This is a genomic window from Pseudoalteromonas sp. 5Ae-yellow, assembly GCF_014077565.1.
Taxonomy (GTDB): Bacteria; Pseudomonadota; Gammaproteobacteria; order Enterobacterales; family Alteromonadaceae; genus Pseudoalteromonas.
In genome coordinates, this window is sequence record NZ_JACGWD010000066.1 from 1 (window position 1) to 25,869 (window position 25,869).

Here is a 25,869-nt window from a genome sequence, read left to right on the forward strand (position 1 = left end):
CTTTTTGCTATGTCTAAACCAATTGTTGTAATCTTCATTTTGGTCTTCTCCCTTTGATTATTGTAACCACTTTAATCATGGCACATAGATGCCGTATAGGGAGGAGACCATTACATCAGGTTAAATAAGCTTTAGCTCATTAAGCATTGGTGCATCCATTCTTCGTTACTCAGTATGCTTTTATAAAGCGCGAGTTGGTTTTGTGCTCGCTCTAAATTATGCTCTGCATGAGATACTTTAAAGTACACATCGTTATTTAAGTAATCAGTTAAAAAGCGCACACTTAACATGAGCGGCATTATTTTAGCGCCTAATAATAAGCTTTCTTGCTCTAGTATACTCATGCTACTTTTTAATGGCGTTACATAGCCTTTAACAATGGCTGAAAATATATCTTTTCGAATAACAACGTTGTGTAAGTTTGTTGAATCCTCGGCTTCGGGGGAGCAAAATGTACGTACCATGTCGCCAAAGTCATAAAGCCAAAATCCTGCCATGCAGGTGTCTAAATCAATAACTGCTTTTGCTTTGTGAGTTGTATTACAAAACAGCATATTATTTATTTTTGTATCGTTATGACACACTCTAAGGGGTATGTGTTTAGCTACCTGACTAAGCTCAGTAATTAAATGCTGCTGCGTTAAGCAATATTCTATTTCGTCAGCGCAGTGCTTTACTCTATTAACTACGTTGTTAGTGATTGCGGTATTTAATTGCTCAAAGCGCATCGCTAAGTTATGAAAATCAGGGATTACAGTGTTTAGCTGTTGCGCATCAAAATCTTGTAATGCATGAGCAAATACGCCAAAGGCGTAAGCCGCTTGCTCGCTCTGCTGGGTATTTTTAACAACGTCTTCGCTGTAGCTATCGCTAATATAGTTAAGGACGCGATAATACGCATTATCAATTTTTATTAAGTGTTCGTCGTTTTGTGTAGTTATATGTTTGATTATTTCAAGCGGGTAATTATTTTGCAGTTGTTTAGCATTTAAATGCTGCTCAATTAGTTTTGCATTACTCACTAACTGAGCAGGGTTTTTAAATACCTCAGTATTTAGTTTTTGCACAATAAACTGTTTATCAATACTTGTAAGTAGCCATGTACTATTTATATGACCGCTACCAATCGCACTAACTTGAGTTAACTCAGGGGGCAGTGCTAACAGTTCGCTTAGCTTATTTTGTATTGAGATATTCATTGTGCTCACTTATGCCCTTTTTTTATGCGTATCGGGCAACTATTTTTTCGATAATTTCAGCATTCGCTTCAGGAAAATCATAATTTTCTAATTCAGTAATTGCTACCCATTCGCTAGGTTGCCCTTCAGCGCCATGTGCCTCACCGCTAAAGTTACTTACTACGTGTACATCTAATTTAATGCATTTATCGCCGTAGTCATGTTCAATCACCATCAATTGGCTAGAGCTGTGAATGGTTAGTCCAACTTCTTCAATAAGCTCGCGTTTAAGTGCAACAAACACACTTTCTCCAGCTTCAACTTTACCACCAGGAAATTCCCATAAACCGCCTTGATGTTGTTCATCTGCACGTTTACAAATGAATATAGCGTTATTTTTCTTAATAACACCAACAGCTACATGTACAATTTCTATAGTCATTACTTTAAAACTCCATAAAAAAAAGCGACGCTAGCGCCGCTTTTTAATAAGCTACTGACAATATTGGGTTATTTTAATTTACCGCAACACTGTTTGAATTTTTGACCTGATTTACAAGGACAAGGGTCATTACGACCTACTTTTGGTTCTGTACGAGCCATTACTGTCGCTGTTTCTGGCGCTTCGCCACCTACGTGCTCAGCTTCTTCATGTTGGTATTCGCGAGGAGCATTTTCACTTTTACGGTGTTGCTCTTCTACTTTTTCAACATCTTCTTCTGCGCGTACTTGTACTTTACTTAGAATGCTTACAACATCTACTTTCAAGTTTTCAAGCATTTCGGAGAACAGCTCAAACGATTCACGCTTGTACTCTTGCTTAGGATTCTTTTGCGCGTAACCACGTAAATGAATACCTTGGCGTAAATGATCCATTGCAGCAAGGTGATCTTTCCAATGCTGATCAAGACTCTGTAGCATAATCGCTTTTTCGAATTGACGTAAAACAGAATCGCCAACTTGCTCTTCTTTTTGCTTGTATGACTGCTCAACCGCCTGCTCAATACGCTCACGAAGCTTTTCTTCGTATAGTTTATTGTCATCTGCTAACCACTGAGTAATAGGTAACTCAATTAAGAAGTCTTGTTTTAAACGCTCTTCAAGGCCAGGAATATCCCACATTTCAGCAAGGCTTTGCGGTGCAATGTACTGATCAATTGTATTGCTAAGTACGTCACCACGAATTGCAGTAATAGTTTCTGAAATATCACCTTCTTCAAGTAGTTCGTTACGCTGAGAGTAAACAACACGACGTTGATCGTTTGCTACATCATCGTACTCAAGTAGTTGCTTACGAACGTCGAAGTTACGTGCTTCTACTTTACGCTGTGCATTTTCAATCGCACGGTTTACCCATGGATGTTCAATTGCTTCACCGCGTTGCATGCCTAATTTACGCATCATGTTAGTCATGCGCTCACCGGCAAATATACGCATTAGCGCATCGTCCATCGATAAGTAAAAACGGCTTGAACCAGCATCACCTTGACGACCAGAACGACCACGTAATTGGTTGTCTATACGACGAGATTCGTGACGTTCAGTACCAATGATATGTAAACCGCCGGCATCAATTACTGCATCATGGCGAATTTTCCAAGCTGCTTTAATTTCAGCAATTTGCTCATCAGTTGGGTTTTCAAGTTTTTCAACTTCACTGTTCCAGTTACCACCTAACACGATATCGGTACCACGACCGGCCATGTTTGTTGCAATTGTTACTGTTCCTGGTAGGCCAGCATCTGAAACGATGTCAGCTTCTTGCGCATGAAATTTAGCATTAAGTACATTGTGCTTAATTTTTTCTTTGCGTAAAAACTGCGATAAATACTCAGAGCTTTCAATTGAAATAGTACCAACAAGCACCGGTTGTCCACGGTCTTGGCAGTCTTTAATATCAATTAAAATAGCTTCGTATTTTTCTTCTTGCGTTAGGTAAACTAAATCGGCGCGATCATCACGAATCATCGGCTTATTAGTTGGCATAACAACGGTATCAAGGCCGTAGATTGACTGAAATTCAAATGCTTCAGTATCGGCTGTACCTGTCATACCTGCTAACGTTTCGTATAAACGGAAGTAGTTTTGGAACGTAATAGAGGCAAGTGTTTGGTTCTCGTTTTGAATTTTTACACCTTCTTTTGCTTCAACAGCTTGGTGTAAACCTTCTGACCAACGACGACCTTCCATTGAACGACCCGTATGCTCATCGATAATAATTACTTCGTTTTCTTTTACAACGTAATCAACATCTTTTTGGTATAGCTTATGAGCACGAAGGGCGGCATAAACATGGCTTAGTAGCGTAATGCTTGCTGCTGAATAAAGCGAATCGCCTTCTTCAATTAAGCCGCGCTCAGTAAGTAGCTCTTCTACTTTAATTTGACCACGTTCTGTTAAATGAACTTGCTTAGATTTTTCATCGATAGTGTAATCGCCGTCACCTTCAATGCCTTCTTCGTCTTCTTTTTCTTGAAGCTCAAGTAAAGGGACGATGGTGTTTATTTCAGTGTATAGCTCAGAGCTATCCTCAGCTGGGCCTGAAATAATAAGCGGGGTACGTGCTTCATCAATTAAGATTGAATCCACTTCATCGACTACAGCATAAAATAATGGACGTTGAACTCGTTCATCAATGCTAAAAGCCATGTTGTCACGAAGGTAGTCAAAACCAAATTCGTTATTAGTACCGTATGTAATGTCGGCAGTATAAGCGAGCTTCTTTTGCTGCGGCATCATACCTGGTACATTACAGCCTACTGTAAGGCCTAAAAATTCAAATAACGCACGGTTGGTTTCAGCATCACGTTTAGCAAGGTAGTCATTCACGGTAATTACGTGAACACCTTTGCCTGTTAAGCCGTTTAGATAAGCTGGTAGAGTAGCTGTAAGTGTTTTACCTTCACCGGTACGCATTTCTGCAATGCGACCTTGATGTAAAACCATACCACCTAATAACTGCACGTCGAAATGACGCATGCCATTTACACGCTTTGACGCTTCACGTACCACAGCAAAAGCCTCTGGTAGGATATCGTCAAGGCTTTGTCCGTTATCGTAACGTTCTCTAAACTCAGCTGTTTTAGCTCTTAAATCTTCATCAGAAAGCGCTTCAAGTTGCGTTTCTAGCGCATTGATTAGCGCGACCGTCTTTCTTAAGTTTTTAATAGTGCGGTCATTGCGACTACCAAAAAGCTTGGTAAATAAATTAGATATCATGATAAAACCGTTACAATGTATTCTTTGTCAGCCGAGTATCGGCTAACCCATTTTTAACAATTGGTAATTAATATGTGCTTTTAAGTAACGCTTAGAACATATTAATTAGCAATTTTGTATTAAACCGTTCAAAAAGAACTGTTTATTACGTGCGCTACTATACCAGACTCTGCCAAACAACAAACTATCTCAATAAAAAGATCTGTGTATAAAATCGAAAAATTTGATCTGGTTCGTAAAAATAACTTTGTATTATTCAATTACAGTAAAAATAGCAGCGAACTGTAAAGATATGGTGCTAAATAAATTAAAAACAAGGGTTATAGTTGTGCTTAAGTTTTGCACTTAAACACAGCTATAAAATGAGTGTTTTTTATAATTTAAATTGATTAACCGTTTTGTTAAGCGCCGCCGCTAAATCACTTAAATCGCGAGCTTCGTCAGCGAGCGTATGCGCATGGTCAGCGGTGCTGTTCACTAGGTTATTAATTGCCGAAAGGCTCGTATTAATATCCTCAGCAACGACTGTTTGCTCCTCAGTTGAGGTGGCTATTTGATGACTTTGGTCTTGTACTTTAGTAACCGATTGCGCAATGTTGTGCAAAGAGCTAAGCACTTCTTTAGTTTGAAGCACTGAACCCTCGGTTTGGTCTTGCCCTTGTTGCATCATAACCGAGGCTTGCTGTGCTATTTGCTGCAAGCGCGAAATCATGTTGCGAATATCGTCGGTTGATTCTTGTGTGCGACTTGCTAGCGAGCGTACTTCATCAGCAACCACGGCAAAGCCTCGACCGTGTTCGCCAGCTCGTGCTGCTTCAATAGCGGCATTAAGTGCAAGTAAATTGGTTTGATCGGCAATTGAGTTAATTACATCGACTAATGCCCCAATGTTATTACTTTCCTGTTCAAGACCCGCAACTACTTTGGATGCTTCACCAATATGTAGCGCAAGTTCAGTCATTACTTTTTGTGCTTGCGTAGAGCGGCTAGCACCTTCTGCAGTGATTGCTTGTACTTCTTCAGCTGCGTTATTTGTATGTTGTGCATTACGTGATATTTCAAGCACGGTAGTCGCCATTTCAGTCACTGCGGCACTTACACTATCAACTTGCTGCTTTTCTTGCTGAATTTCAGAATTAGTTTGCTCAGAAACGCTTCTTAATTGAGCTGCTGCGTTGCTTAGTTGCTCTGCTTGGGCTGCGGTTTCGAGCATCATGGCGCGTAACTTATCAATAAACGTATTCATGTGATTGGCCAGTTGGCCGACTTCATCTTGGCTATCAATATCAATTTTTTGAGTAAGATCGCCTTCGCCCGATGCTATATCACGCATAATGTGTGTAAGCGTTATGATTGGCTTTGAAATCATCTGGGTAGCCCACAAAATCATGGCTAATATAATAATTAAGATAATAATTACTGCAGTTGTTGTTGCGGTTACTGCGGCATTTACGGGCGCTTCAATCATACTAGTTGGAATAAGTAGGCCAACATACCAATTTATATAAGGCTGCTCTAACTGCAGACGATGGTAAACTACATAAAACTGCTCGCCTTTAAAAGTAACCATTCGGCTGCCTTTAAGGTTATTTCGCATTTGTGTGTTTAACTCTTTAAAGCCTGCGGTATCTGTAAATTGTTGTTCAAGCGCATCGAGCCCTTCTTTACCGTTTGCACCTTCATCTGTAATTGAAAGCTTATGGCCAGTGGCTTCTGAAAAGTGTACCACTTTTTGATTACCATCTAGTAAAAAACCATAACCTTGGCCATTAAAACGAATATTTTCGACCATGTCGTTAATTTTGTTTAATTGTAAATCAACACCACCCATACCAATGAGTTTACGCTGGGCGTTATAAACAGGTTGTTGTACAACTGCGGATGCTACGCCTGTGGTTAAATCAACAGAGATTGGACCTACATAAAGCTTATTAACTTGCATGGCTTCTTGCCACCAACTACGCTTGTAGGCGTAATAAGGCTGGCCGTTGTAGTGACTTGTACGTTCATTTTCTTTAAAGTATTCACCGGTGGTTGCTGAGGCAAAAAAGGCCGATAAAATATTTTCGTCGTTTGAGCTTAAACGCACAAAGTCTTGGTTTACTTCGTTGTAACCTGGCGCGCTTTCAAGTGCTTGATCGCGTGTATCCCAATTTTCAAAAAAGTTGATTAAATGTGGGTTATTAACAAAGGTTGATACCATTTTACCGTACATCGCGAAGTAACTTTGCATTGAAAGTTGCTCGGTCTGTAGATAACTTTGTGCTTCGTTTTCTATGTTTTCTCTAGAGAGATTGGCAATGTGTTTAACAAAAAATGTTGAGGCGATAATTAGTAAAACGGTAATTGTTCCACCAATCAATAATAATATTTTCTTCCGTAATGATAAATTATTTAGCATGAGTACACATATTTTTATTATTTATGAAATTATATCTAATCATATCTAACTTAAAATCTCTATAAAGTTAGATAGAAAGAACTAATTATGCGTTTAAAATAAAGGCTTATACAAAAATGACAAAGAAAAGTAATAAATTAGTAGTATTAGGTGCAGGCTGGTTAGGACATGTTTTATGCGTAAGTGCACAAAAAGCTGACTGGCAAGTACAAGGAACGCATAGAACAGATATACACGAGTTTGACTTTGAGCGTCAGTTTACACTTGAAGATGGACAATTAAGGCATCAAGTTGATTTACAAGGTGCTTATTGGGTATGTGCTATTCCACCACGTAGCAGGCACAGTGAAAGTAATTATCCTGAAACACTCACCGCAGCGCTTAAGCTTTCAAAGGAGCTAAACGCAAAAGGCTTTTTATTGTGCTCATCAACCGGGGTGTACGATCAAGAGCCTGGTGTATATAGTGAAAGTAGCGATATTTCATGCACAAACGAGCGCCAAATAAAGCTTTACGAAGCTGAAGAGCAAGTGCTTGAACAAGATGGCAAAATACTTCGTTTAGCTGGCTTACTAGGGCCTAATAGAGAACCGGGGCGTTTTGTGGCAGGTAAAGAGCTCAATACATCAAGTGAGCAAGTGGTAAATATGGTGCATCAACAAGATGTAATTAATGCTATTTTTGCGGTGATAGAGCACTGGCAAGTAGGGCAAAATATTTATAATGTGGTTAATCCTGCGCACCCCACAAAAGCTGAATACTACGCTATGAAGTGTCAGCAACATGGTGGTGAAATGCCAACGTTTACAGGAACTGATTCGGCTGAGCGAAAAATATTAGGCTCAGCCATTGAAGCCTTAGGGTTTAGCTATCAGCACGGTATTTAATATGCTGAAGGCAGGGGACTGCTCTCTATAAAGTCGCATAGCTTACCTTCACTTAGTAATGTATTAGCAGCTTCGATATCGGGAGCAAAGTAGCGGTCTTTATCATAATAACTTACATGCTCGCGTAACAATGCTTTAGCGCTTTGCACTTTATCTGATGGTTCAAGCGGCTTTCTAAATTCTAGCCCTTGAACCGATGCTAACCATTCTATTGCCAAAACACCTTGGGTATTATTGGCCATTTCATCTAAGCGCCTTGCTGCAAAGGTTGCCATAGAAACATGATCTTCTTGATTTGCAGATGTAGGCAAGCTATCAACCGAAGCCGGATGCGCTAATGATTTGTTTTCTGATGCAAGCGCTGCTGCGGTAACTTGGGCAATCATAAATCCAGAATTTACCCCGCCGTTTTCAACTAAAAATGGCGGTAATTTGGATAGGTTTGAATCGATAAGTAATGCAATTCGCCTTTCTGCTAATGCGCCAATTTCTGCAATTGCGATTGCTAAGTTGTCAGCGGCCATTGCAACGGGCTCTGCATGAAAGTTTCCTCCCGATATAATGTCGCCTACATCGGCAAAAACTAGCGGATTATCGGTTACACCGTTTGACTCGCATAGTAACACTTCTGCAGCTTGGCGTATCTGAGTTAGGCAAGCACCTAGCACTTGAGGCTGGCAGCGAAGGCAGTATGGATCTTGTACTTTTTCACAATTGACGTGGGAGTTACTAATCTGAGAGTGCGTATCGAGTAGCTCTCTAAATACTTGAGCGGTGTCTATTTGTCCGCGCTGTCCGCGAATTTCATGAATACGTGCATCAAATGGCGCGCGACTGCCCATTGCGGCTTCTATACTTATCGAGCCGATAACGCAGCTTTGTGCATATAGGTTCTCGCTTCTAAATAGGCCTTGTAGTGCAAACGCAGTCGACGCTTGTGTGCCATTTAATAATGCTAAGCCTTCTTTGGCTGCAAGGGTAAGGGGTTCAAGTCCCGCTATTTTTAACCCTTGTGCTGCGCTAATTATTTCTCCTTTATGTCGCATTTGACCTTCAGCTAATAAAGGTAGACACATATGCGCAAGAGGGGCTAAATCTCCCGATGCCCCCACGGAGCCTTTTTTAGGCACGCATGGATATACTTCGCTACTAAGCAGCTGCATAAAAAATTGGATTACTTGCAGGCGAATGCCCGAATAGCCACGTGAAAGCGAGTTTACTTTTAAGGTGATCATTAACCTTACTGTGCTGTCATCCATGTATTCGCCAATACCCGCAGCGTGTGAAAGCACAATGGAGCGCTGTAATAATTCAAGTTGGTCGTCGGCAATTTTAGTATTGGCTAATAATCCAAAGCCGGTGTTAATTCCATATACAGTGCGGTGTTCATTAATAACATTTTGAACGGTTTGCGCGCTGGCTGCTATTTGCGACTCGGCATGCTTTGCAAGGCTCAGCTTTACCGGTGAATTATTAATTTTTCTTAGTGTGTTTAAATCAAGTGATCCGGGTGTGAGAGTAAGTTCGAACATGATCATTCCTCGTTTAACATAGGTAGGTCTAAATTTTGTTCTTTAGCGCAGTTTTTTGCTATGCCGTATCCGGCATCAGCATGGCGCATTACACCTGTTGCAGGGTCGTTCCACAGTACGCGAGCAATACGCTCTTTAGCTTCATCAGTACCATCGGCAACAATAACTACACCAGAGTGCTGACTAAATCCCATTCCTACACCGCCACCATGATGAAGCGACACCCAAGTAGCGCCACTTGCGGTATTAAGCAGTGCGTTGAGTAATGGCCAATCTGATACTGCATCTGAGCCATCTTTCATGCTCTCTGTTTCGCGGTTAGGGCTGGCAACTGAGCCAGAGTCGAGGTGGTCACGACCAATAACGATAGGGGCTTTAAGTTCGCCATTTTTAACCATTTCATTAAAGGCCAGTGCAAGGCGTGCTCTATCTTTTAGGCCAACCCAGCAAATGCGTGCAGGTAAACCTTGGAATTGTATGCGTTCCCGCGCCATATCAAGCCAGTTATGTAAATGTGCATCATCAGGAATAAGCTCTTTTACTTTAGCGTCGGTTTTATATATATCTTCAGGGTCGCCTGATAATGCTACCCATCTAAATGGTCCAATCCCTTCACAAAATAAAGGGCGAATATATGCAGGCACAAATCCAGGAAAATCAAACGCGTTGGTAACACCCTCATCAAACGCCATTTGACGAATATTATTACCGTAATCAGTAGTGGCGGCACCGGCTTTTTGTAGTGCTAGCATAGCTTTAACTTGGACTGCCATTGATTGTTTAGCGGCTTTTACTACGGCTTTTGGATCTTGCTCACGCATTTTTGCTGCATACTCCATTGTCCAGCCTTGTGGTAAGTAACCATTTAATGGATCGTGAGCAGATGTTTGATCTGTGACTACATCAGGGGTAATGCCTGTTTTAACCAGTGTACTAAATACATCGGCAGCGTTACCTAGTAAACCCACTGAGAGGGCTTTACCTTTAACACATGCATCGGTTATTAATTGCAGTGCGTGTTCAAGATTTGTTGCTTTTACATCAACGTAGCCTGTTTTTATACGAAAATCGATACGGCTTTCATCACATTCAACAACCAGTGCACTAAACCCAGCCATTGTAGCTGCAAGTGGTTGCGCACCGCCCATACCACCAAGACCACCTGTTAATACCCATTTACCACTAGCGCTACCTGCAAAATGTTGCTTTGCCATAGCTACAAAGGTTTCGTAAGTTCCTTGTACTATGCCTTGCGAGCCAATATAAATCCAAGAACCCGCCGTCATTTGCCCGTACATCATCAAGCCTTTTTTATCGAGCTCGTTAAAGTGCTCCCAATTTGCCCAGTGTGGAACAAGATTTGAGTTAGCAATAAGCACGCGAGGAGCATTACTGTGGGTTTTAAATACACCAACGGGTTTTCCTGATTGTACAAGCAGGGTTTCGTCGCTTTCGAGCCTATCGAGGGTTTCTATAATTTTGTCATAACTTGGCCAATCACGAGCTGCTCGGCCAATACCACCATATACAACAAGTGCATGAGGATGCTCTGCAACTTCAGGGTCTAAGTTATTCATTAGCATGCGCTTAGCAGCTTCTGTTTGCCAGCTTTTAGTACTTATTTTATCTCCATGAGGTGCACGTATTACGCGACTTGTGTCGAGTCGGTTGTTCATGTTTTGCTCCTGTTGTATATACAAGGTGATTTGTTATAAAAAAAGCGCAGTAAGCGCTATTGTTTGTTATTTTTTAAATGTTAAGTGGCCACCTAAGCGATATTTACTACCTGGTGATACAAGGCGCGCAAAGCTTACAATGCCTTTAACAGACCAGGTGCGTCGGATTACTTGTAAGCATGGCTCTTCATTATATAAGTTTAACCATTGGCACATTTCGCTGTTTGGCATAATGGCCTCTACTGTATGCCTTGCTTGGGTAAGTGGGGCAACACTAGATAGATATTCATGTGGTGTAAGCATGCTAAAGTCTTGTTGTAAGTAGCCAGTCGCAAGGGCAGGGTTTACAAAACGCTCTTCTAGCTGCAAAGGGCTGTCGTTTTCGTTATGCACAAGTACACTTCGATATACAACATTGTCAACCTCAACACCAAGTGCAATGGCGATAGGTGCGACTGCATTTATTGATTCGAGTATGAGTACGCTACAGGTGTAGTTGCCGTTACGCTCTTTTACTTCATCAGCAATATTTTTTATTTCAAGTAACGATGACTGCGATTTAAATGTAGCTACAAATGTACCTAACCCTTGGCTGCGGGTTAAAATGCCTGCCTCGGTTAATTCGCTTAGTGCTCTGCGGGCTGTCATCCTGCTTACACTAAATTGACTACTTAGTTCGTTTTCAGAGGGAACACGTTGGTTTTCTTGCCACGTACCGCTGCGTATTTTATCAACAATGAATTGTTTTATTTGCGCAAATTTAGGTGTCGTCATTAAATTTATGGTTACATTAAAAATAAACTATATAAATAAGATGACACAATTACCTTGTATATACAAGATGGGTTGTTAGACTATATTTTCATCACTCTGGGCGTAAAAAGGGCTGTAAAATGCAAAGCACAACAAAAAATTATGAGTTAGAAGAAATCGACTTACTTTTAACTGATGCCAATATTGCCACTATGGATAGCAATATAAATGCCCCTTATGGCGCAATCGAAAATGCTGCTATAGCTATTAAAAATGGTAAAATTGCGTGGATTGGAGAGCAAGCAACGTTGCCCAGTTTTGATGTGTTTGCAACGCCGACATTGAGTATAAAAGGGCAGTGGTTAACGCCGGGCTTAATAGACTGCCATACTCACTTAGTATTTGCAGGTTCAAGATCGCAAGAGTTTGAACAGCGTTTGCAAGGCGTAAGCTATGAGCAAATCGCAGCACAAGGCGGTGGCATAGCAAGTACGGTTAAAGCCACAAGAGCAGCCGACCGTGAACAATTGTTTGTAGATGCAAAAGATCGCTTAAATACGTTGTTAAAAGAAGGTGTAACCACCGTTGAAATAAAGTCTGGTTATGGGCTAGATACTGAAAACGAGATAAAAATATTAGAAGTCGCTCGTTTATTAGGTGAACATCACCCTATTGATATTAAAACTACTTTTTTAGGGGCGCATGCTCTACCGCCTGAATACAAAGGCCGTGCTGATGAATATATTGATTTAGTGTGTACTGACATGCTTGATCAGGTAGTAGCTAATAATCTTGCTGATGCAGTCGATGTATTTTGTGAAAATGTTGGGTTTAGTTATTCGCAAACCAAACGTGTTTTCCAGGCGGCTAAAAAGCATAACCTCCCAGTAAAATGCCATGCTGAGCAGTTATCTAATCAACAGGGTGCTAAGCTGGTGGCGCAGTTTAATGGCCTTTCGGCTGATCATATTGAGCATCTAGATGAAGAGGGTGTAAAAGCCATGGCAGACGCTGGGACGGTAGCGGTGTTATTGCCAGGCGCATTTTATTTTTTAAGAGAAACTAAATTCCCACCTATTGAATTACTTAATCAATATAAAGTACCGATAGCTATTGCGAGTGACTTTAATCCAGGTACTTCACCGCTGTGCTCAGTGCACTTGATGATGAACATGGCATGCACATTGTTTAGATTAACACCTGAGCAAGCATTAGCTGGTGTTACTCGAAATGCAGCTAAAGCACTAGGTTTAGACGACCGTGGTATTTTAAAGGTTGGCGCAAGAGCTGATATTGCGCATTGGCAAATAAGTCATCCATCACAATTAAGTTACCAATTTGGCGTAAATAAACTGTTAAATTTATGGATTTTGGGTAGAATTAATTAGTTTGTATTATTTTTACCCACATATAACTTGGTTTAAACTTTTTTAGCGAATACGGATGCCGTTAATTTGAACATACTAACCGACAGTAATTTCCCAATATTTTTTAGTGGTGCACTATTAATGGCGATGATCGCCACTTTATTTGCTGTTAAAAATACCAGTATTAAATTTAGTTATTTATGCACAGCTGCTGTTGGTTTAGCTATCTTAAGCAGCGGTGCGGCTTGGCTTGCTATTTTACTAGCCTTTGGGTTTTGTTTTCACTTATGGCAAGCATTTGAGCGAAATAATTGGAGCATGATAATTACCAGCTCAATGGCTGGTCTTTTATTTGTTGTTCTATTTTCAGCTCATTTATTTTTGGAAGTTCCGCTATTTTGGGTTGTGTTAGCAATATTATTATTAGCTATTGTAGGTTTTTTAAATGATGAAAGTGCTGAAATAGAAGTCGTTATAGAGCCAGAACCTGAAGGTGATGCATTTGTTGAAGAGTCTCCGCTTTCAGTTTTTGCAGATAGAAAACAGTTACGTAAAGGTTACTATACATGGTGCGACAACAAACAAATAAGCGCAGCGTTAATCGTTATTCGCCTTGAAGGCTTTGAGCAAGTTAACCAGCATATTGGACGCGACTTTGGCGATATACTGTTAGCGCAATCGGCTAATCGAATAAAAGAGCTACTTTCAAGTGACGAAATAGTGACTTTAACTGGACAAGAAAAGCTAGCCCACTTAGGGGGTCTTAACTTTGCATTTATTTGTAGTTTCGCGAATCAAAAACACTTACATGAATTAGTTATTGACCAAATACTGGGTGCAACGCTTAAGCCATTTAATGTTGCTAACTGCACTGTAGAAGTAAAAGCGAGAGCGAGTTATGTTGATTGTAATGAGCAAGATAACAACTTTGATAATTTAATATCGTACGCATATCTGGCACTCGATAGCCACCCAGATCGCAAGGTTGTGCCTTATCATCAACAAATGATGATTGAATTGCGAGAGCAACAAGCGCGACTAAAGGAATTAGCAAATATTGATTTTTCGAGCGAGTTAGAGCTTTATTTTCAGCCTATTATTTGTAACGAAAACGGTCAAATTGAGTTTTTAGAATTACTACTGCGTTGGCAGCACCCTAAGCAAGGGATTTTATCCGCTAACAGGTTTATCGACGACATTAGAATTGCAGGGCTTGGTTATCCACTCGCTAAATTTGTAATAGAGAGAGCTGCTGAGCTTGCAATGGCGCTTAGAATAGAAGGTATTTCTATACCGCTTAGCATTAACGTATTTGGTCCTGAAATGCTTAACGAAGAGTTTATTGAATTTGTTGATGTTGTTTTAAGTGAGCATCACTTGGAAGCTGGCGATTTAATTGTTGAATGCCCTTTGCATATTTTTGCGGGACTAGATGATAAAGGCAGAGGCATGATCGCAAGGCTTAATAACATAGGCTTAAAAGTATGTGTTGATGGACTTGGTGATAACCCGGTACTGCTTTCTAAGTTACCAAGCTTAGCGGTAGAGTATATTAAGGTTTCACCTTCACTCACTGCTGACTTTAGTAATCAAAACAATATACGCAGTTTAGTTAGCGGAATGGTTGAAATGCATAACCAACAAAAAACAAAAGTGATTTTTGAAGGGGTAGAAACACTTGAGCAACTTAAGTTTGTAAAAAGCTTAAAAGGTTATGCTGCCCAAGGTTATTACTTTGGTCACCCGCTAAGTAGTATTGGTTTAATGAGCTGGCTAAAAGAGTGGCGATTAGTTCAACAGCGCTAAGTGTTTTCTTTGGCTTGTAGATAGCTATTCACAAGTGCACTGATCACTTGTCCTACATGGGCAGCACCGGCCTCAACTCCGTTAGGGTGCTGGCTAGGCGCTGCTTCACATAAATGTAAGTACTTAGAGTCGCGATGGTTTGCTGCTAAATACACAAAGTGCTCAGTGTCATTCACACTAAATCCGCAACATGTGTACGCACTCACCGGCATGTAAGTAATACTATCTAAATCAACTTCAATACCCAGTGGTAAATCGTTAAAATTACTTAATGCGTTTTCAATTGCCTGCGTGAGTGTAGTTTTTCGCTTAACTTGTATTGATTGATAGCTATCAAACGTAAAGTTAGCTTCACTCATTGCATCTATAATTGCTTGATTGTTTTTTATCTCATGTAAGCCAATAACGTGGTAATTACTTAGATGTTGCTCGTTATAAGCGTAGCGAAAGCCATTGCCGCTATGGCGACCTTCACATTCTCTAAAGTCGGCATGAGGGTCAAAGTTGATAGCATTAATAGGTGTATTTTTTGACTTACTCAGGGCACGGATAATTCCCAAGCAATTGTTATGACCTCCGCCAATAACGATTGGCTCAAGCCCCGCTTTAAAAATAAGGGTCAATACCGACTCTACGCGTTCATCAAGCTGTTGGCATAAATCTCGTAATTGAGTTAACTGCTGGCCTTGCTGATTATTAAGCTGGTTGCTTTGCGCCATTAAATCATCAGTATTAACTTCACCCAATAAAAGCACTTTTTGAGTGGCAATAAATTGATTGTGAGGTTGGTTTAAAAAGCGTTTTAAAAAAGCCGGCCATGCTTCGTTTGCACCGCCATTTCCTAAGTTTGCTTTTGGGCCGATATCTTCGCAAATACCCAGAAGTACATAGCGGATACCAAATTGAGCAGCGTCAACAAGTGCTTGTTGCAGGTTTACTTGGGTGTCGAGCAAGGCCATTGATTGCCATGCTTTTTTCTCATTTGCGCGGGTAGAGCAAAGTGTTCTAACCGCGCTTTCATCATATACTTTTAAATGGGAAGTCACGTTATACTTCTACAACTTCCAACTCTAATTCTTCTGCAGATAAAACAATGCCTGTGCTATCAGCATAAATAAAGTCGTCATCAAAAAATGATACCCCAGCAAAGTTAACGCCTATAGCATCTTCACCAGCACCTTCGCTGTCGGCTGCAACAGGGATTGAAGCAATTGCTTGAATGCCTAAATCAAGCTCTTCAAGCTCATCAACGTGGCGTACTGCGCCGTAAACAACAATACCATTCCAGTTGTTTTCAAGTGCTAGCTCAGCCAGTTCAATGTCGATTAGTGCGCGACGAGTTGAGCCGCCACCATCAATAAGAAGTACTAGGTCTGTACCATCTTGAGAAAGTAATTCGCGGATGAGTTCATTATTTTCAAAACATTTAACCGTTTTAATGCGGCCACCAAAGCTGTGTCGACCACCAAAGTTGATGAACATAGGCTCTAGCACGTCAACCACGTCAGCAAAGTGGTCGCATAAATCAGAAGTGCTGTAATCCATTATTTTATCCTCAAAAGGTACATTAATTTATATCTCAGTATACCCTCCTTATAAGCAATAACAACGACTTAATCGCAGTAAATTTAGGCAAAACAAGCGCTAAATCATTAATCGCAATAATAGTGTATTAAAAGCGTCACTCAATTGTTATTTACAACACATAAGCTAAATCGGTGTTCATATGTTATGCGATGAGGGATGGTGATGAATAATAATATGCTTAAAAAGGTAACTCAGATAGATGAGCAATTATTTTTAACTTTGTTTAATTGCAATTCACCGAGGTGGTTTAAAACAATGGCCTTTGGTTTGTCTAAAAGCGGTGATGGTGGGCTTTATATATTAATATGCTTAGCAGTGTGGTGGCTTAGTAATAATGAACAGCACCAATTATTGCCTGTCACTATATTAATTGGTTTTGCTATAGAAAGACCTATTTACCTACTAGCTAAAAATAGATTTGCTCGGATCCGTCCATGCGACTGCTTAGTAACAAATGCCTATATAGTACCGAGCGATAAATTTAGTTTACCATCGGGTCACAGTGCTGCTGCCTTTTTAGTGGCAATTATATTAAGCCATTTTTTTCCAGAATATGCATTACTACTATTTAGTTGGGCTACCGGCGTTGCTATGTCTCGTGTGGTATTGGGTGTGCACTTTCCTGCTGATATTATAATAGGCGCAACGATTGGTAGTTTTTGTGGTTTATTTGCGTTAGCACTTGTGGTGCCTGCATGAAAATATTGTATGGAGTACAAGGTACCGGTAATGGTCATATAACGCGCGCTCGGGTTATGGCAAGCTGCTTTAATAAGCTCGGTATTGATGTTGATTATGTGTTTTCAGGGCGCGCAAATAAAGATTACTTTGATATGCACGAATTCTCAGATTATAAAGCGTATCGCGGTTTATCGTTTAGCACTGAAAATGGGCAAGTTAAAAATTTAAAAACACTTAAAAACATGCGAATTTGTAAGTTGGTGAGTGATATAAAATCGCTTGAGATAAAACAGTACGATTTTGTACTTAACGACTTTGAGCCTGTGACAGCATGGGCTGCAAAACGGGCAGGTATACCCGTTATTGGCATTAGTCACCAAGCAGCATTTTTGTCAGATAACGTACCTATGTTTGGTCGTGGCGTCCTGAGAAAATCACTTATCAAGCATTATGCACCAGCGACTACCTACTTAGGCGTGCACTGGCAACCATTTGCAAATAATATAATACCGCCTTTTATTGCTCATCATAATCACGACAACCCTGTAGCCGTAATGAACAAGGTATTGGTATATTTACCTTTCGAAAACTTAGATAGCGTTGTTGATTATTTAAAAGACTTTCCCGAAAAAGAATTTTATTGCTATCACCCAAATGCCAGCAATCAATCTTTTGGACATATACATTTACGAGCCCCCTCACGCTCTGGTTTTTTAAACGACTTAGCAAACACAAGTGGCGTTATTGGTAATGCGGGATTTGAGCTTGCCAGTGAAGCGCTTAAGTTAGGTAAAAAGTTACTATTAAAGCCTTTAGATGGTCAGTTTGAGCAAGCAGCAAATGCACAAACTTTATTTGCCATGGGCATGGCGCATGTTATGAACTATTTAAACCCACAAGCCCTTGATGATTGGAATAGCGCGCCGCAAAACAAGCAAATAAATTACCCCAGCGATCCCGCGCCTTTAATTGATTGGTTGGTTAAACAACAATGGAATAACACACAATCGTTACATAAAGGTTTGTGGGATAGTGTCGCCTTATAGCCATCGCATTTAAACTGTTTAGAATTACCAATAATAAAAAGTTAAATTAATTAGTCGCTTTTGATCTATTAGCTATAATACAAATGCATATTTAAAAAAGGCGTTAGCGATGAATTTTTTACAAAACTTAACAATTAAACGACGTTTACAACTAAACGCAGTCGTTGTTGGTTTAGCAATGGTGGTCCTTTTATGCGTGATTATTTTTGAATCACGTACAACCTTGAGCTTAAACAAGACTATTCAATTAGCAGAAGAGCTCAACGTACATGCATTAGCATTGCGTAAACATGAAAAAAACTTTTTGTTTTATAAACAAGAAGACGCGTTAACTGCATTTGAAACGGATTTTGAGCAGTTAAGTGATAAAGTAAAAAAGTTACAACAGTTAATGGCTAACCAAAGTATCGCACAGGAGCAGGTCCAGCGCTTTGAGCAACTAATAAATAGCTATAACAATGATTTTGAAACTGTTGTTAAGCTTCAAAAAGAGATTGGTTTAACCCCGACCGACGGGTTATATGGCAAGCTTAGAAGCTCGGTTCATGAAGTTGAGCAACTATTAAAAGAGCAGCAAAATTACCAACTGCTGTCGTCAATGCTGCAACTAAGACGCTCAGAAAAAGATTTCATGCTGAGATTTGATATTAAGTACCTAGGGCGTTTTAATGAGGGAATTAATACATTTAAGCAGCAGATAGCTGCAGCACAGCTGCCAAGCGACTATAAAGCACAAATTAATCCTTTGATTGATATATACCAAAGCGAATTTCAAACACTTGTGCAGGCGCAAACTAAGCTAGGGCTAGATCTTGAGTCAGGCGCACTTGGAGTAATGCGTGACAGTGTAGATAAAAGCGACGCCATTGTTTCTAAAATCGTTAAAGACACTAAGTTACAAGTAGAGCAAAGTGTAGAGCAGGCTCAATTTTTAGCTATTTTGGTATTTGTGATTGCAGGTGTGATTGTATTAGCACTCGTTTATTTTACAAGCCACTCCATTATTGTACCTATTGAGCGGGTTTATCACACCATTAACGATATTCGTCGTAATAATGATTTGAGCGTGATGATAGAGCAAACTGGTAAAGACGAAATTACCACCATGACGGTCGACTTTAATAGCTTAATAGGCGATTTTAAGAACTTAATTAACGAAGTTAATGGTGCTTTAAACACGCTTAATGTAGCAACAGAGCATTTATCACAAAGTACCGCAGCAACAAGCTCTGGTATGCAAGAGCAACTACATGAAGCCGACATGGTTGCAACGGCAGCCACCGAAATGCAGGCGACGATTCAGGATATTTCACATAATACTGAAGCGGCTGCGAAAAAAGCAGAGTCAACAAATTTAAGTGCACAACAAGGGCGTAGTGAAGTAGATTCTACCGTTAAGCACATTAGGGCCCTATCTGATTCGCTGGGGAATGCATCAAATGTAGTGTCGCAACTTGAAAAAGATGGTGAAACAATTGGTTCAGTGCTTGATGTAATTCGAGGGATTGCAGATCAAACAAATTTACTTGCACTTAATGCGGCAATAGAAGCGGCCCGTGCTGGTGAGTATGGTCGTGGTTTTGCTGTTGTTGCAGATGAGGTTCGTTCATTAGCAAAGCGTACTCAAGAGTCTACAAGTGAGATTGAAGGTATTATAAGTACCTTACAGCAGCGTACTCAAGAAGTGGTGAGTATTATGCACAAATGTCGCTCTCAAGGTGATGAAAGTGCCTCGCAAGCAATTAAAGCAGGTGAGCTATTAGGCGCAATTACTGAAGATGTACAAACAATAATGGAAATGAGCTCTCAAATAGCAGTTGCTATTGATGAGCAAAGCCAAGTGGCATCAGAGGTTAATAAAAATGTAGTAAGAATTCGCGATATTGCACAAGACGCAACTGAACATGCTGCTAACAATGCGCAAACAAGTGAAGAGGTCTCTGAGCAGGCTCGCGTTCTGTTCACTGCAATTGATAAATTTAAGGTTTAATCACGCTTAATAGAACGGGGCTATAAAGTTTAAGGAACAAATTTTATAGGCACGCTATCTTTACTTTTTTCGTGTTCAGTTACCCGCGCTAAATATTCACTCCACAATGTATCTTGTTGCTGTTGTAGTTTTTCAAAGTAGCGCCAGCTAAATAGTCCGCTGTTATGGCCATCGTCAAAATCTAAACGAAGTGCGTAATGCCCAACAGGTACAATACTTTTTATTCCTACAGCTTGCTTATTAAGTACTAGCTTCATTGGGCCAGAGCCATGGCCCTGCACTTCAGCAGAGGGAGAGTGAACGCGTAAAAATTCACAGCTAAATACAGCTTTACTGTCATCATCAAAGTAAACATCTAGATTTTTACTTACACTGTGGTAATGCACTTTTGTTACGTGTTTCATTTAATATATCCCATTAAAAAGCCCCCAATCTGGAGGCTTTTAGTATAACGTTTATATTCGTTTTATAGAATAAAGCGGCTTAAGTCTTCATCTTCAACAAGTGCACCTAAGTGTTTTTCAACGTAAGCGGCGTCGATTACTAATGACGAGCCTGCTTTTTCAGAAGCATCGTATGAAATTTCTTCCATCAATCTTTCCATTACAGTGTGTAGACGACGAGCACCGATGTTTTCGGTTTTCTCGTTAACTTGCCAAGCTGCTTTGGCAATACGCTCAATTGCATCGTCGCTAAACTCAATCGATACCTGCTCAGTTTTAAGCAGCTCTCGTTGTTGCTCGGTAAGCGATGCATGAGGCTCTGTAAGGATGCGTTTAAAGTCATCTGCAGTAAGTGCTTCAAGTTCTACTCGAATCGGTAAGCGGCCCTGTAGCTCTGGGATCATATCTGATGGCTTTGCCATCTGAAACGCACCAGAGGCAATAAACAGCATATGGTCAGTTTTAACCATTCCGTGCTTAGTATTTACAGTTGAACCTTCAATTAGCGGTAGTAAGTCGCGTTGAACACCTTCTCGGCTCACATCTGGACCTGAAGAATCGCCGCGCTTACAAATTTTGTCTATTTCATCAATAAACACAATACCGTTTTGCTCTACTGCAAAAATAGCTTGTTCTTTTAGCTCTTCAGGATTTACTAATTTAGCGGCTTCTTCTTCCGTTAATAGTTTGAAGGCTTCTTTGATTTTTAGTTTACGCTTAGTGCGCTTATCGCCGCCCATGTTTTGAAACATGCTTTGTAGCTGGTTGGTCATATCTTCCATACCAGGAGGCGCCATAATTTCTACGTTTGGTTGTGCTTGTGCTAAATCGATTTCAATTTCTTTATCATCTAGCTGACCTTCACGTAGCTTTTTACGGAACGCTTGGCGAGTTGATGAGTTATCATCACGCTGCGTTTCGCCGTATTGATCTTTCGCTGGTGGTAAAAGGGCATCTAAAATGCGCTCTTCTGCTGCTTCTTCGGCGCGATGTTTAAATTTCTTAGTCTGCTGTTCGCGAGTCATTTTAATTGATACATCGACTAAATCGCGGATGATAGTCTCAACTTCTTTACCAACATAGCCAACTTCAGTGAACTTAGTCGCTTCTACTTTAATAAAGGGTGCGTTAGCAAGTTTTGCTAATCGGCGGGCAATTTCTGTTTTACCTACACCGGTTGGACCAATCATTAAAATGTTTTTTGGTGTTACTTCGCTGCGTAAATCTTCTTTGAGTTGCATGCGGCGCCAGCGGTTACGAAGTGCAATAGCCACTGCTTTTTTTGCTTTAGCCTGACCTATAATGTGCTGATCTAGCTCATGAACAATTTCTCTTGGGGTCATATCAGACATGATAGTTCCTATTATAATTCTTCGATTGTTTGGAAGTTATTAGTAAATACGCAGATGTTGCCTGCAATAGTTAAGCTTTTCTCTACTATTTCACGAGCGCTTAAATCTGTATTTTCTAAAAGGGCGGTTGCCGCTGATTGTGCAAAGTTACCACCACTGCCAATTGCAATTAGGTCGTTTTCAGGTTGAACCACATCGCCATTACCGGTAATAATTAAAGAGGCTGTCTCGTCTGCTACAGCGAGCAGAGCTTCGAGTTTTCGAAGTGCACGGTCGCTGCGCCAATCTTTAGCCATTTCTACTGCGGCTTTAGTCAGGTTTCCTTGGTGCATTTCTAATTTGCTTTCAAAGCGTTCGAAAAGAGTGAAGGCATCAGCAGTACCGCCGGCAAAACCAGCGATTACTTTGCCATTATAAAGACGTCGAACTTTACGGGCGTTGCCCTTCATTACGGTATTACCAAGAGACACTTGGCCATCGCCGCCAATTACAACCTTGTCGCCACGGCGTACACTTACGATAGTAGTCATGTTATTCCTCATCATCGAGCTGCAGAGGCAACTCGTAAAAAACGATTATGAAGAGGTTATATGGGTGAATGGTTTATTTTCAAGTCCAGCCCCAAATTCCGCAGCCGACTATTTTTACACGTTTAAGTTTGTTTTTATCACTTTCGGCTTGGCGTTTGGTTTTATAAGGACCTAAGCGCACTTTATACCAAGTACCATTGCTGCCTTCAGCCTGTTTTATTTCAGAAATGAGGCCTGCAAATGCTATTTTAGCTTTTAATGATTCAGCTTGTGCATGAGTTCTGAACGAACCGCATTGCATAACATAAGGACCTTTTTGCTCAAGTTCTTTTACTTCAACTTGAATCTCGTGGTTTCTTATTTCTTTAATAAATTCCGGTGTACGTGGAATAACAACTTCTACTTTTGCGGGTGCAGTTGGGTTAGCTTGTTTTTCGACAAGTTTTGGATCGGCATTACTTTTTATAAACCATAGTGTGTAGGCAAAACCACCTACAAGTAAGATGGCTATAACGGCTAAAAGAATAGGAAATGGTTTTTTAGCGGGTGCGTTTTTTTTACTGTTTCTGCCTGCAGGCTTTTTATTAATATAATCGTGCTGTGCCATGGTGTTATTTTGGCCTTAACCTAAATCATGTCTATAGGGTCTACGTCTAAGCTCCAGCGTACTTTTTGTGCAAGTTTACTGGTACTTAAATAATCAACCATTTGCGCAAGGTACTGATGTAATATGCGACGATCTTGCGCTTGAATATGCAATTGAAAACGATACATACCTGCGACTCTTTCAAGTGGGGCAGGGATCGGACCGAGCAATTGTATACCAGATACCCCATTCACAGGAACCAAATCCGTCAAAAAATCGACGACTAGTTTAATACTATGTCCTTGTGCACGCACAATGGCCATATTTGTAATGGGCGGTAAGTCAGCATCACCGCGCTCACTAAGAGCAAAACGGGCAAAGTCTTGGTAACCATTATTAACTAAGTCTTGCAAAAGAGGGTGTTCTGGAAAGTGTGTTTGTAATAACACTTGACCAGGCTCTCCTGAACGTCCAGCACGCCCCGCTACTTGGGTGACTAATTGGGCTAAATGCTCTGTTGCTCTAAAGTCGCATGAGTATAAGCCGCTATCTACATCTAAAATTATAACAAGGCTCACATCTGCAAAGTGATGGCCTTTGGCAAGCATTTGTGTGCCCACTAAAATGCGTGCGCCCCCTAGGTTTATTTCATCAAGTGCTTTTTCAAGGCTACCTTTACGGCGAGTTGAATCGCGGTCTATACGAGTAACAGGTGTATCAGGGAACTCGGTCGATAAAAACTCTTCAATTTGTTCTGTGCCTTTACCGTTAGGAAATATTTGCGTACTTCCACAGTCAGGGCATTGGTGAGGGACAGGGTACTGGTCGCCACAGTGATGACAGATCATTTGTCCAATCGCTTTATGAAATGTAGCGCTGGTACTACAGCGTTTACATTCGCTCAACCAACCGCACTCATGACAAATTAGGGTTGGCGAGAAACCTCGGCGATTTAAAAATACCATAACCTGTTTACCGCGATTTAAATGCTGGCGCATAGTAGCAAGGCTTGCGTGGGCAATACCCGCTTGGTCGGGTTGGCCTTTCATATCGAGTAACTTAAATTGGTTGTCGGTCGCTGTTTGTGCACGCTCAGTTAAGCTTAATAGCTGGTATTTGTTATTAATTGCCTTGTGAAGTGTTTCAAGAGCGGGTGTAGCGCTGCCTAATATAAGCGGGATTTTATGCTGAAAAGCTCTGTAAGCGGCTAAATCACGGGCATGGTAACGAAGGGTATCTTGTTGTTTAAATGACGAGTCGTGCTCTTCATCAACAACAATCATACCTAGTTTTAAAAATGGCAGAAAAATACTCGAACGCGTCCCAATAACTATCGCACAACTGCCTTTTTCGCAAAAGCGCCATGTTTGTAAGCGTTCGTTATCGGTAAGTGCTGAGTGCCAAAGCATAATGGGTGTATCAGGAAAGCGGCGACGAAAACGGTTTACAGTTTGTGGCGTTAAACCTATTTCTGGCACTAATACTAATGCTTGCTCGCCACGTTTTAATACTTCTTCTAGGCACTGTAAATACACTTCTGTTTTACCACTGCCAGTGACGCCTTCTAATAAAAAGCTGCTAAATCCAGTACTTTGATTTATTGCTGTACAGGCAACCGCTTGTTCTTTATTAAGTATAGGTTTGCTACCGACAGTTGGTACAACGCTTTGCCATTGGTTATCGTGTTCAATAGTTTGCGTAATAAGCTCTTTATCTATTAGGCTATCTATTGTTTTTTTACTAAAGCCCAGTGCCTTTAACTCAGTTAACGATGACTTACCTGATTGCGATAACTGTTTTAATAAGTTGAGTTGTGTTTTAGCTTTTAATGACGGTACTTTTGCGCCTTTTTCAGTTAAAGCAACCATATTAATACTGGTTTTATCAGGTGATTCACCTTGGCGAAGTACAGCGGGTAGCGCTATATGAATAGTTTCGCCTAAGGGATAGCAATAATAGCGCGCGGTAAAGCTAAGTAAGTCTAAATGTTGGGAACTTAAAATAGGGGTATCGTCGATGACTTCTATAATACTTTTTATTTTATTCTCTGGGACATCAGTACTATTTTTGATACTGAGAATTACGGCTACTTTTTTTTGATTACCAAAAGGTACCAAAACCCGCATGCCAGGTAGTAAATGAGTTGATAAGCCACTGAGCTGTTCTTCTATTTTATAATCAAAGGTGCGTGGAAGCGGGACTTTAATAGCAACTTCAACAAAACTCATAACAACTCAACCCGTAAAATTAATGCTGTAATGTACTAAAAATACCGTTAAAAACCTACTAGCAATAGTACTTGAGAGCGAGATTGTTCACTTTTTTGGCAAAAACATAAATAAATACTTGTGTAGGGGGAGGTTGTTGGATAAAATCCGCCACCAACAAATTTGTTTTAACGACGTATGGTGCCAAACTCCGGGTTTGGAGAGCGATGCGGCCTTAACTAGAGGTTCCTATGAAAGAAGGTATTCACCCTAAGTACGAAGTAATTTCTGCAACATGTTCATGCGGAAACCAATTCGAAACTAGCTCAACTCTTTGTAAAGACATTCACTTAGACGTATGTTCTGCGTGTCACCCGTTTTACACTGGTAAGCAAAAAGTTTTAGACACTGGCGGCCGTGTTGATCGCTTCAACAAACGCTTCGGTGCACTTGCCAGCAAGAAATAATTATTGCTGTTTAGTTAAAAAAGCACTTTAGGGTGCTTTTTTTGTTTGCCCAGCGAAGCTGGCAAACCCGATAGGCTGAAAGATGCCTTATTACCCTGACTAAGGGGAAGATAATCTGAATGGCAAGGGCGTCACTGGCCAACGGTGGGGTCTGAAGGAAG

At 40.6% G+C, this 25,869-nt stretch carries 21 protein-coding genes; 7 read left to right on the plus strand and 14 right to left on the minus strand.

Features of this window, described 5'->3' with window-relative positions; translation table 11 throughout:
* Positions 1–131: 131 nt before the first annotated feature.
* From H4J63_RS15715 to H4J63_RS15730, 4 genes are all read right to left on the minus strand, one after another.
* A complete protein-coding gene (locus tag H4J63_RS15715; RefSeq protein ID WP_182197458.1) occupies positions 132–1,199 on the minus strand; it encodes a phosphotransferase enzyme family protein in 1,068 nt (355 codons plus the stop codon).
* Between the two features lie 22 nt (positions 1,200–1,221).
* Positions 1,222–1,620, minus strand: coding sequence for an 8-oxo-dGTP diphosphatase MutT (gene mutT, locus H4J63_RS15720; RefSeq protein WP_182197459.1), 399 nt, complete (start codon positions 1,618–1,620; stop codon positions 1,222–1,224).
* A 68-nt stretch (positions 1,621–1,688) separates the two neighbouring features.
* Positions 1,689–4,397 carry a preprotein translocase subunit SecA gene (gene secA, locus H4J63_RS15725; protein ID WP_039485905.1) on the minus strand — a complete coding sequence of 903 codons (2,709 nt, stop codon included), beginning with the start codon at positions 4,395–4,397 and terminating at the stop codon, positions 1,689–1,691.
* Positions 4,398–4,770: 373 nt separating this feature from the next.
* Positions 4,771–6,798 carry a methyl-accepting chemotaxis protein gene (locus H4J63_RS15730; protein WP_165723711.1) on the minus strand — a complete coding sequence of 676 codons (2,028 nt, stop codon included), beginning with the start codon at positions 6,796–6,798 and terminating at the stop codon, positions 4,771–4,773.
* Between the two features lie 116 nt (positions 6,799–6,914).
* On the opposite strand from H4J63_RS15730, the gene H4J63_RS15735 reads away from it, so the two are divergent.
* Complete coding sequence (locus H4J63_RS15735) at positions 6,915–7,685, plus strand: NADP-binding protein (RefSeq protein WP_165723712.1); 771 nt, start codon at positions 6,915–6,917, stop codon at positions 7,683–7,685.
* On the opposite strand, the gene hutH is transcribed toward H4J63_RS15735, so the two are convergent.
* The 3 genes from hutH to hutC all read right to left on the minus strand — a co-directional run bounded on the left by hutH (position 7,682) and on the right by hutC (position 11,667).
* Positions 7,682–9,217, minus strand: coding sequence for a histidine ammonia-lyase (hutH, locus tag H4J63_RS15740; protein WP_182197460.1), 1,536 nt, complete (start codon positions 9,215–9,217; stop codon positions 7,682–7,684). The genes H4J63_RS15735 and hutH overlap by 4 nt on opposite strands.
* 2 nt (positions 9,218–9,219) lie before the next feature.
* The gene (gene hutU, locus H4J63_RS15745) at positions 9,220–10,893 is read right to left on the minus strand and encodes a urocanate hydratase (RefSeq protein WP_182197461.1); all 1,674 of its coding nucleotides are present in this window, start codon (positions 10,891–10,893) and stop codon (positions 9,220–9,222) included.
* Positions 10,894–10,959: 66 nt separating this feature from the next.
* The gene (gene hutC / locus H4J63_RS15750) at positions 10,960–11,667 is read right to left on the minus strand and encodes a histidine utilization repressor (protein WP_182197462.1); all 708 of its coding nucleotides are present in this window, start codon (positions 11,665–11,667) and stop codon (positions 10,960–10,962) included.
* A gap of 119 nt (positions 11,668–11,786) precedes the next feature.
* Here hutC and hutI point away from each other — a divergent pair, with 119 nt between their 5' ends.
* Both hutI and H4J63_RS15760 read left to right on the plus strand, forming a co-directional pair.
* A complete protein-coding gene (gene hutI / locus H4J63_RS15755; protein WP_182197463.1) occupies positions 11,787–13,034 on the plus strand; it encodes an imidazolonepropionase in 1,248 nt (415 codons plus the stop codon).
* Positions 13,035–13,154: 120 nt separating this feature from the next.
* Complete coding sequence (locus H4J63_RS15760) at positions 13,155–14,819, plus strand: EAL domain-containing protein (protein WP_182197469.1); 1,665 nt, start codon at positions 13,155–13,157, stop codon at positions 14,817–14,819.
* Here the strand turns inward: H4J63_RS15760 and H4J63_RS15765 are convergent.
* Positions 14,816–15,865, minus strand: coding sequence for a formimidoylglutamase (locus H4J63_RS15765; RefSeq protein ID WP_182197464.1), 1,050 nt, complete (start codon positions 15,863–15,865; stop codon positions 14,816–14,818). The two genes, H4J63_RS15760 and H4J63_RS15765, sit on opposite strands and share 4 nt — an antisense overlap.
* Before the next feature lies 1 nt (position 15,866).
* Complete coding sequence (rraA, locus tag H4J63_RS15770; protein WP_002959955.1) at positions 15,867–16,364, minus strand: ribonuclease E activity regulator RraA; 498 nt, start codon at positions 16,362–16,364, stop codon at positions 15,867–15,869.
* Between the two features lie 201 nt (positions 16,365–16,565).
* On the opposite strand from rraA, the gene H4J63_RS15775 reads away from it, so the two are divergent.
* The 3 genes from H4J63_RS15775 (at position 16,566) to H4J63_RS15785 (ending at position 20,123) form a co-directional block, all read left to right on the plus strand.
* Positions 16,566–17,105, plus strand: coding sequence for a phosphatase PAP2 family protein (locus H4J63_RS15775; protein ID WP_024596307.1), 540 nt, complete (start codon positions 16,566–16,568; stop codon positions 17,103–17,105).
* Positions 17,102–18,133 (plus strand): MJ1255/VC2487 family glycosyltransferase, encoded by a 1,032-nt coding sequence (locus H4J63_RS15780; protein WP_002958362.1) that lies wholly within the window; start codon positions 17,102–17,104, stop codon positions 18,131–18,133. The genes H4J63_RS15775 and H4J63_RS15780 overlap by 4 nt, the downstream gene beginning before the upstream one ends.
* Positions 18,134–18,242: 109 nt before the next feature.
* Positions 18,243–20,123 (plus strand): methyl-accepting chemotaxis protein, encoded by a 1,881-nt coding sequence (locus tag H4J63_RS15785; RefSeq protein WP_182197466.1) that lies wholly within the window; start codon positions 18,243–18,245, stop codon positions 20,121–20,123.
* Between the two features lie 29 nt (positions 20,124–20,152).
* Here the strand turns inward: H4J63_RS15785 and H4J63_RS15790 are convergent, their stop codons facing one another.
* The 5 genes from H4J63_RS15790 to priA form a co-directional block, all read right to left on the minus strand.
* The gene (locus H4J63_RS15790) at positions 20,153–20,527 is read right to left on the minus strand and encodes a gamma-butyrobetaine hydroxylase-like domain-containing protein (protein WP_002958364.1); all 375 of its coding nucleotides are present in this window, start codon (positions 20,525–20,527) and stop codon (positions 20,153–20,155) included.
* A gap of 62 nt (positions 20,528–20,589) precedes the next feature.
* A complete protein-coding gene (hslU, locus tag H4J63_RS15795; RefSeq protein ID WP_002958365.1) occupies positions 20,590–21,918 on the minus strand; it encodes an HslU--HslV peptidase ATPase subunit in 1,329 nt (442 codons plus the stop codon).
* An 11-nt stretch (positions 21,919–21,929) separates the two neighbouring features.
* On the minus strand, positions 21,930–22,448 hold the full coding sequence (hslV, locus tag H4J63_RS15800; RefSeq protein WP_002958366.1) for an ATP-dependent protease subunit HslV: 519 nt from the start codon (positions 22,446–22,448) through the stop codon (positions 21,930–21,932).
* 79 nt (positions 22,449–22,527) lie between these two features.
* Complete coding sequence (locus tag H4J63_RS15805) at positions 22,528–23,055, minus strand: SPOR domain-containing protein (RefSeq protein WP_007582031.1); 528 nt, start codon at positions 23,053–23,055, stop codon at positions 22,528–22,530.
* A 20-nt stretch (positions 23,056–23,075) separates the two neighbouring features.
* Positions 23,076–25,262, minus strand: coding sequence for a primosomal protein N' (gene priA / locus H4J63_RS15810; RefSeq protein ID WP_182197468.1), 2,187 nt, complete (start codon positions 25,260–25,262; stop codon positions 23,076–23,078).
* Positions 25,263–25,492: 230 nt separating this feature from the next.
* Between priA and rpmE the strand changes: the two genes are divergently transcribed.
* Positions 25,493–25,708, plus strand: a complete 216-nt coding sequence (gene rpmE / locus H4J63_RS15815; protein ID WP_076925367.1) for a 50S ribosomal protein L31 — start codon at positions 25,493–25,495, stop codon at positions 25,706–25,708.
* The last annotated feature ends 161 nt before the right edge of the window (positions 25,709–25,869 follow it).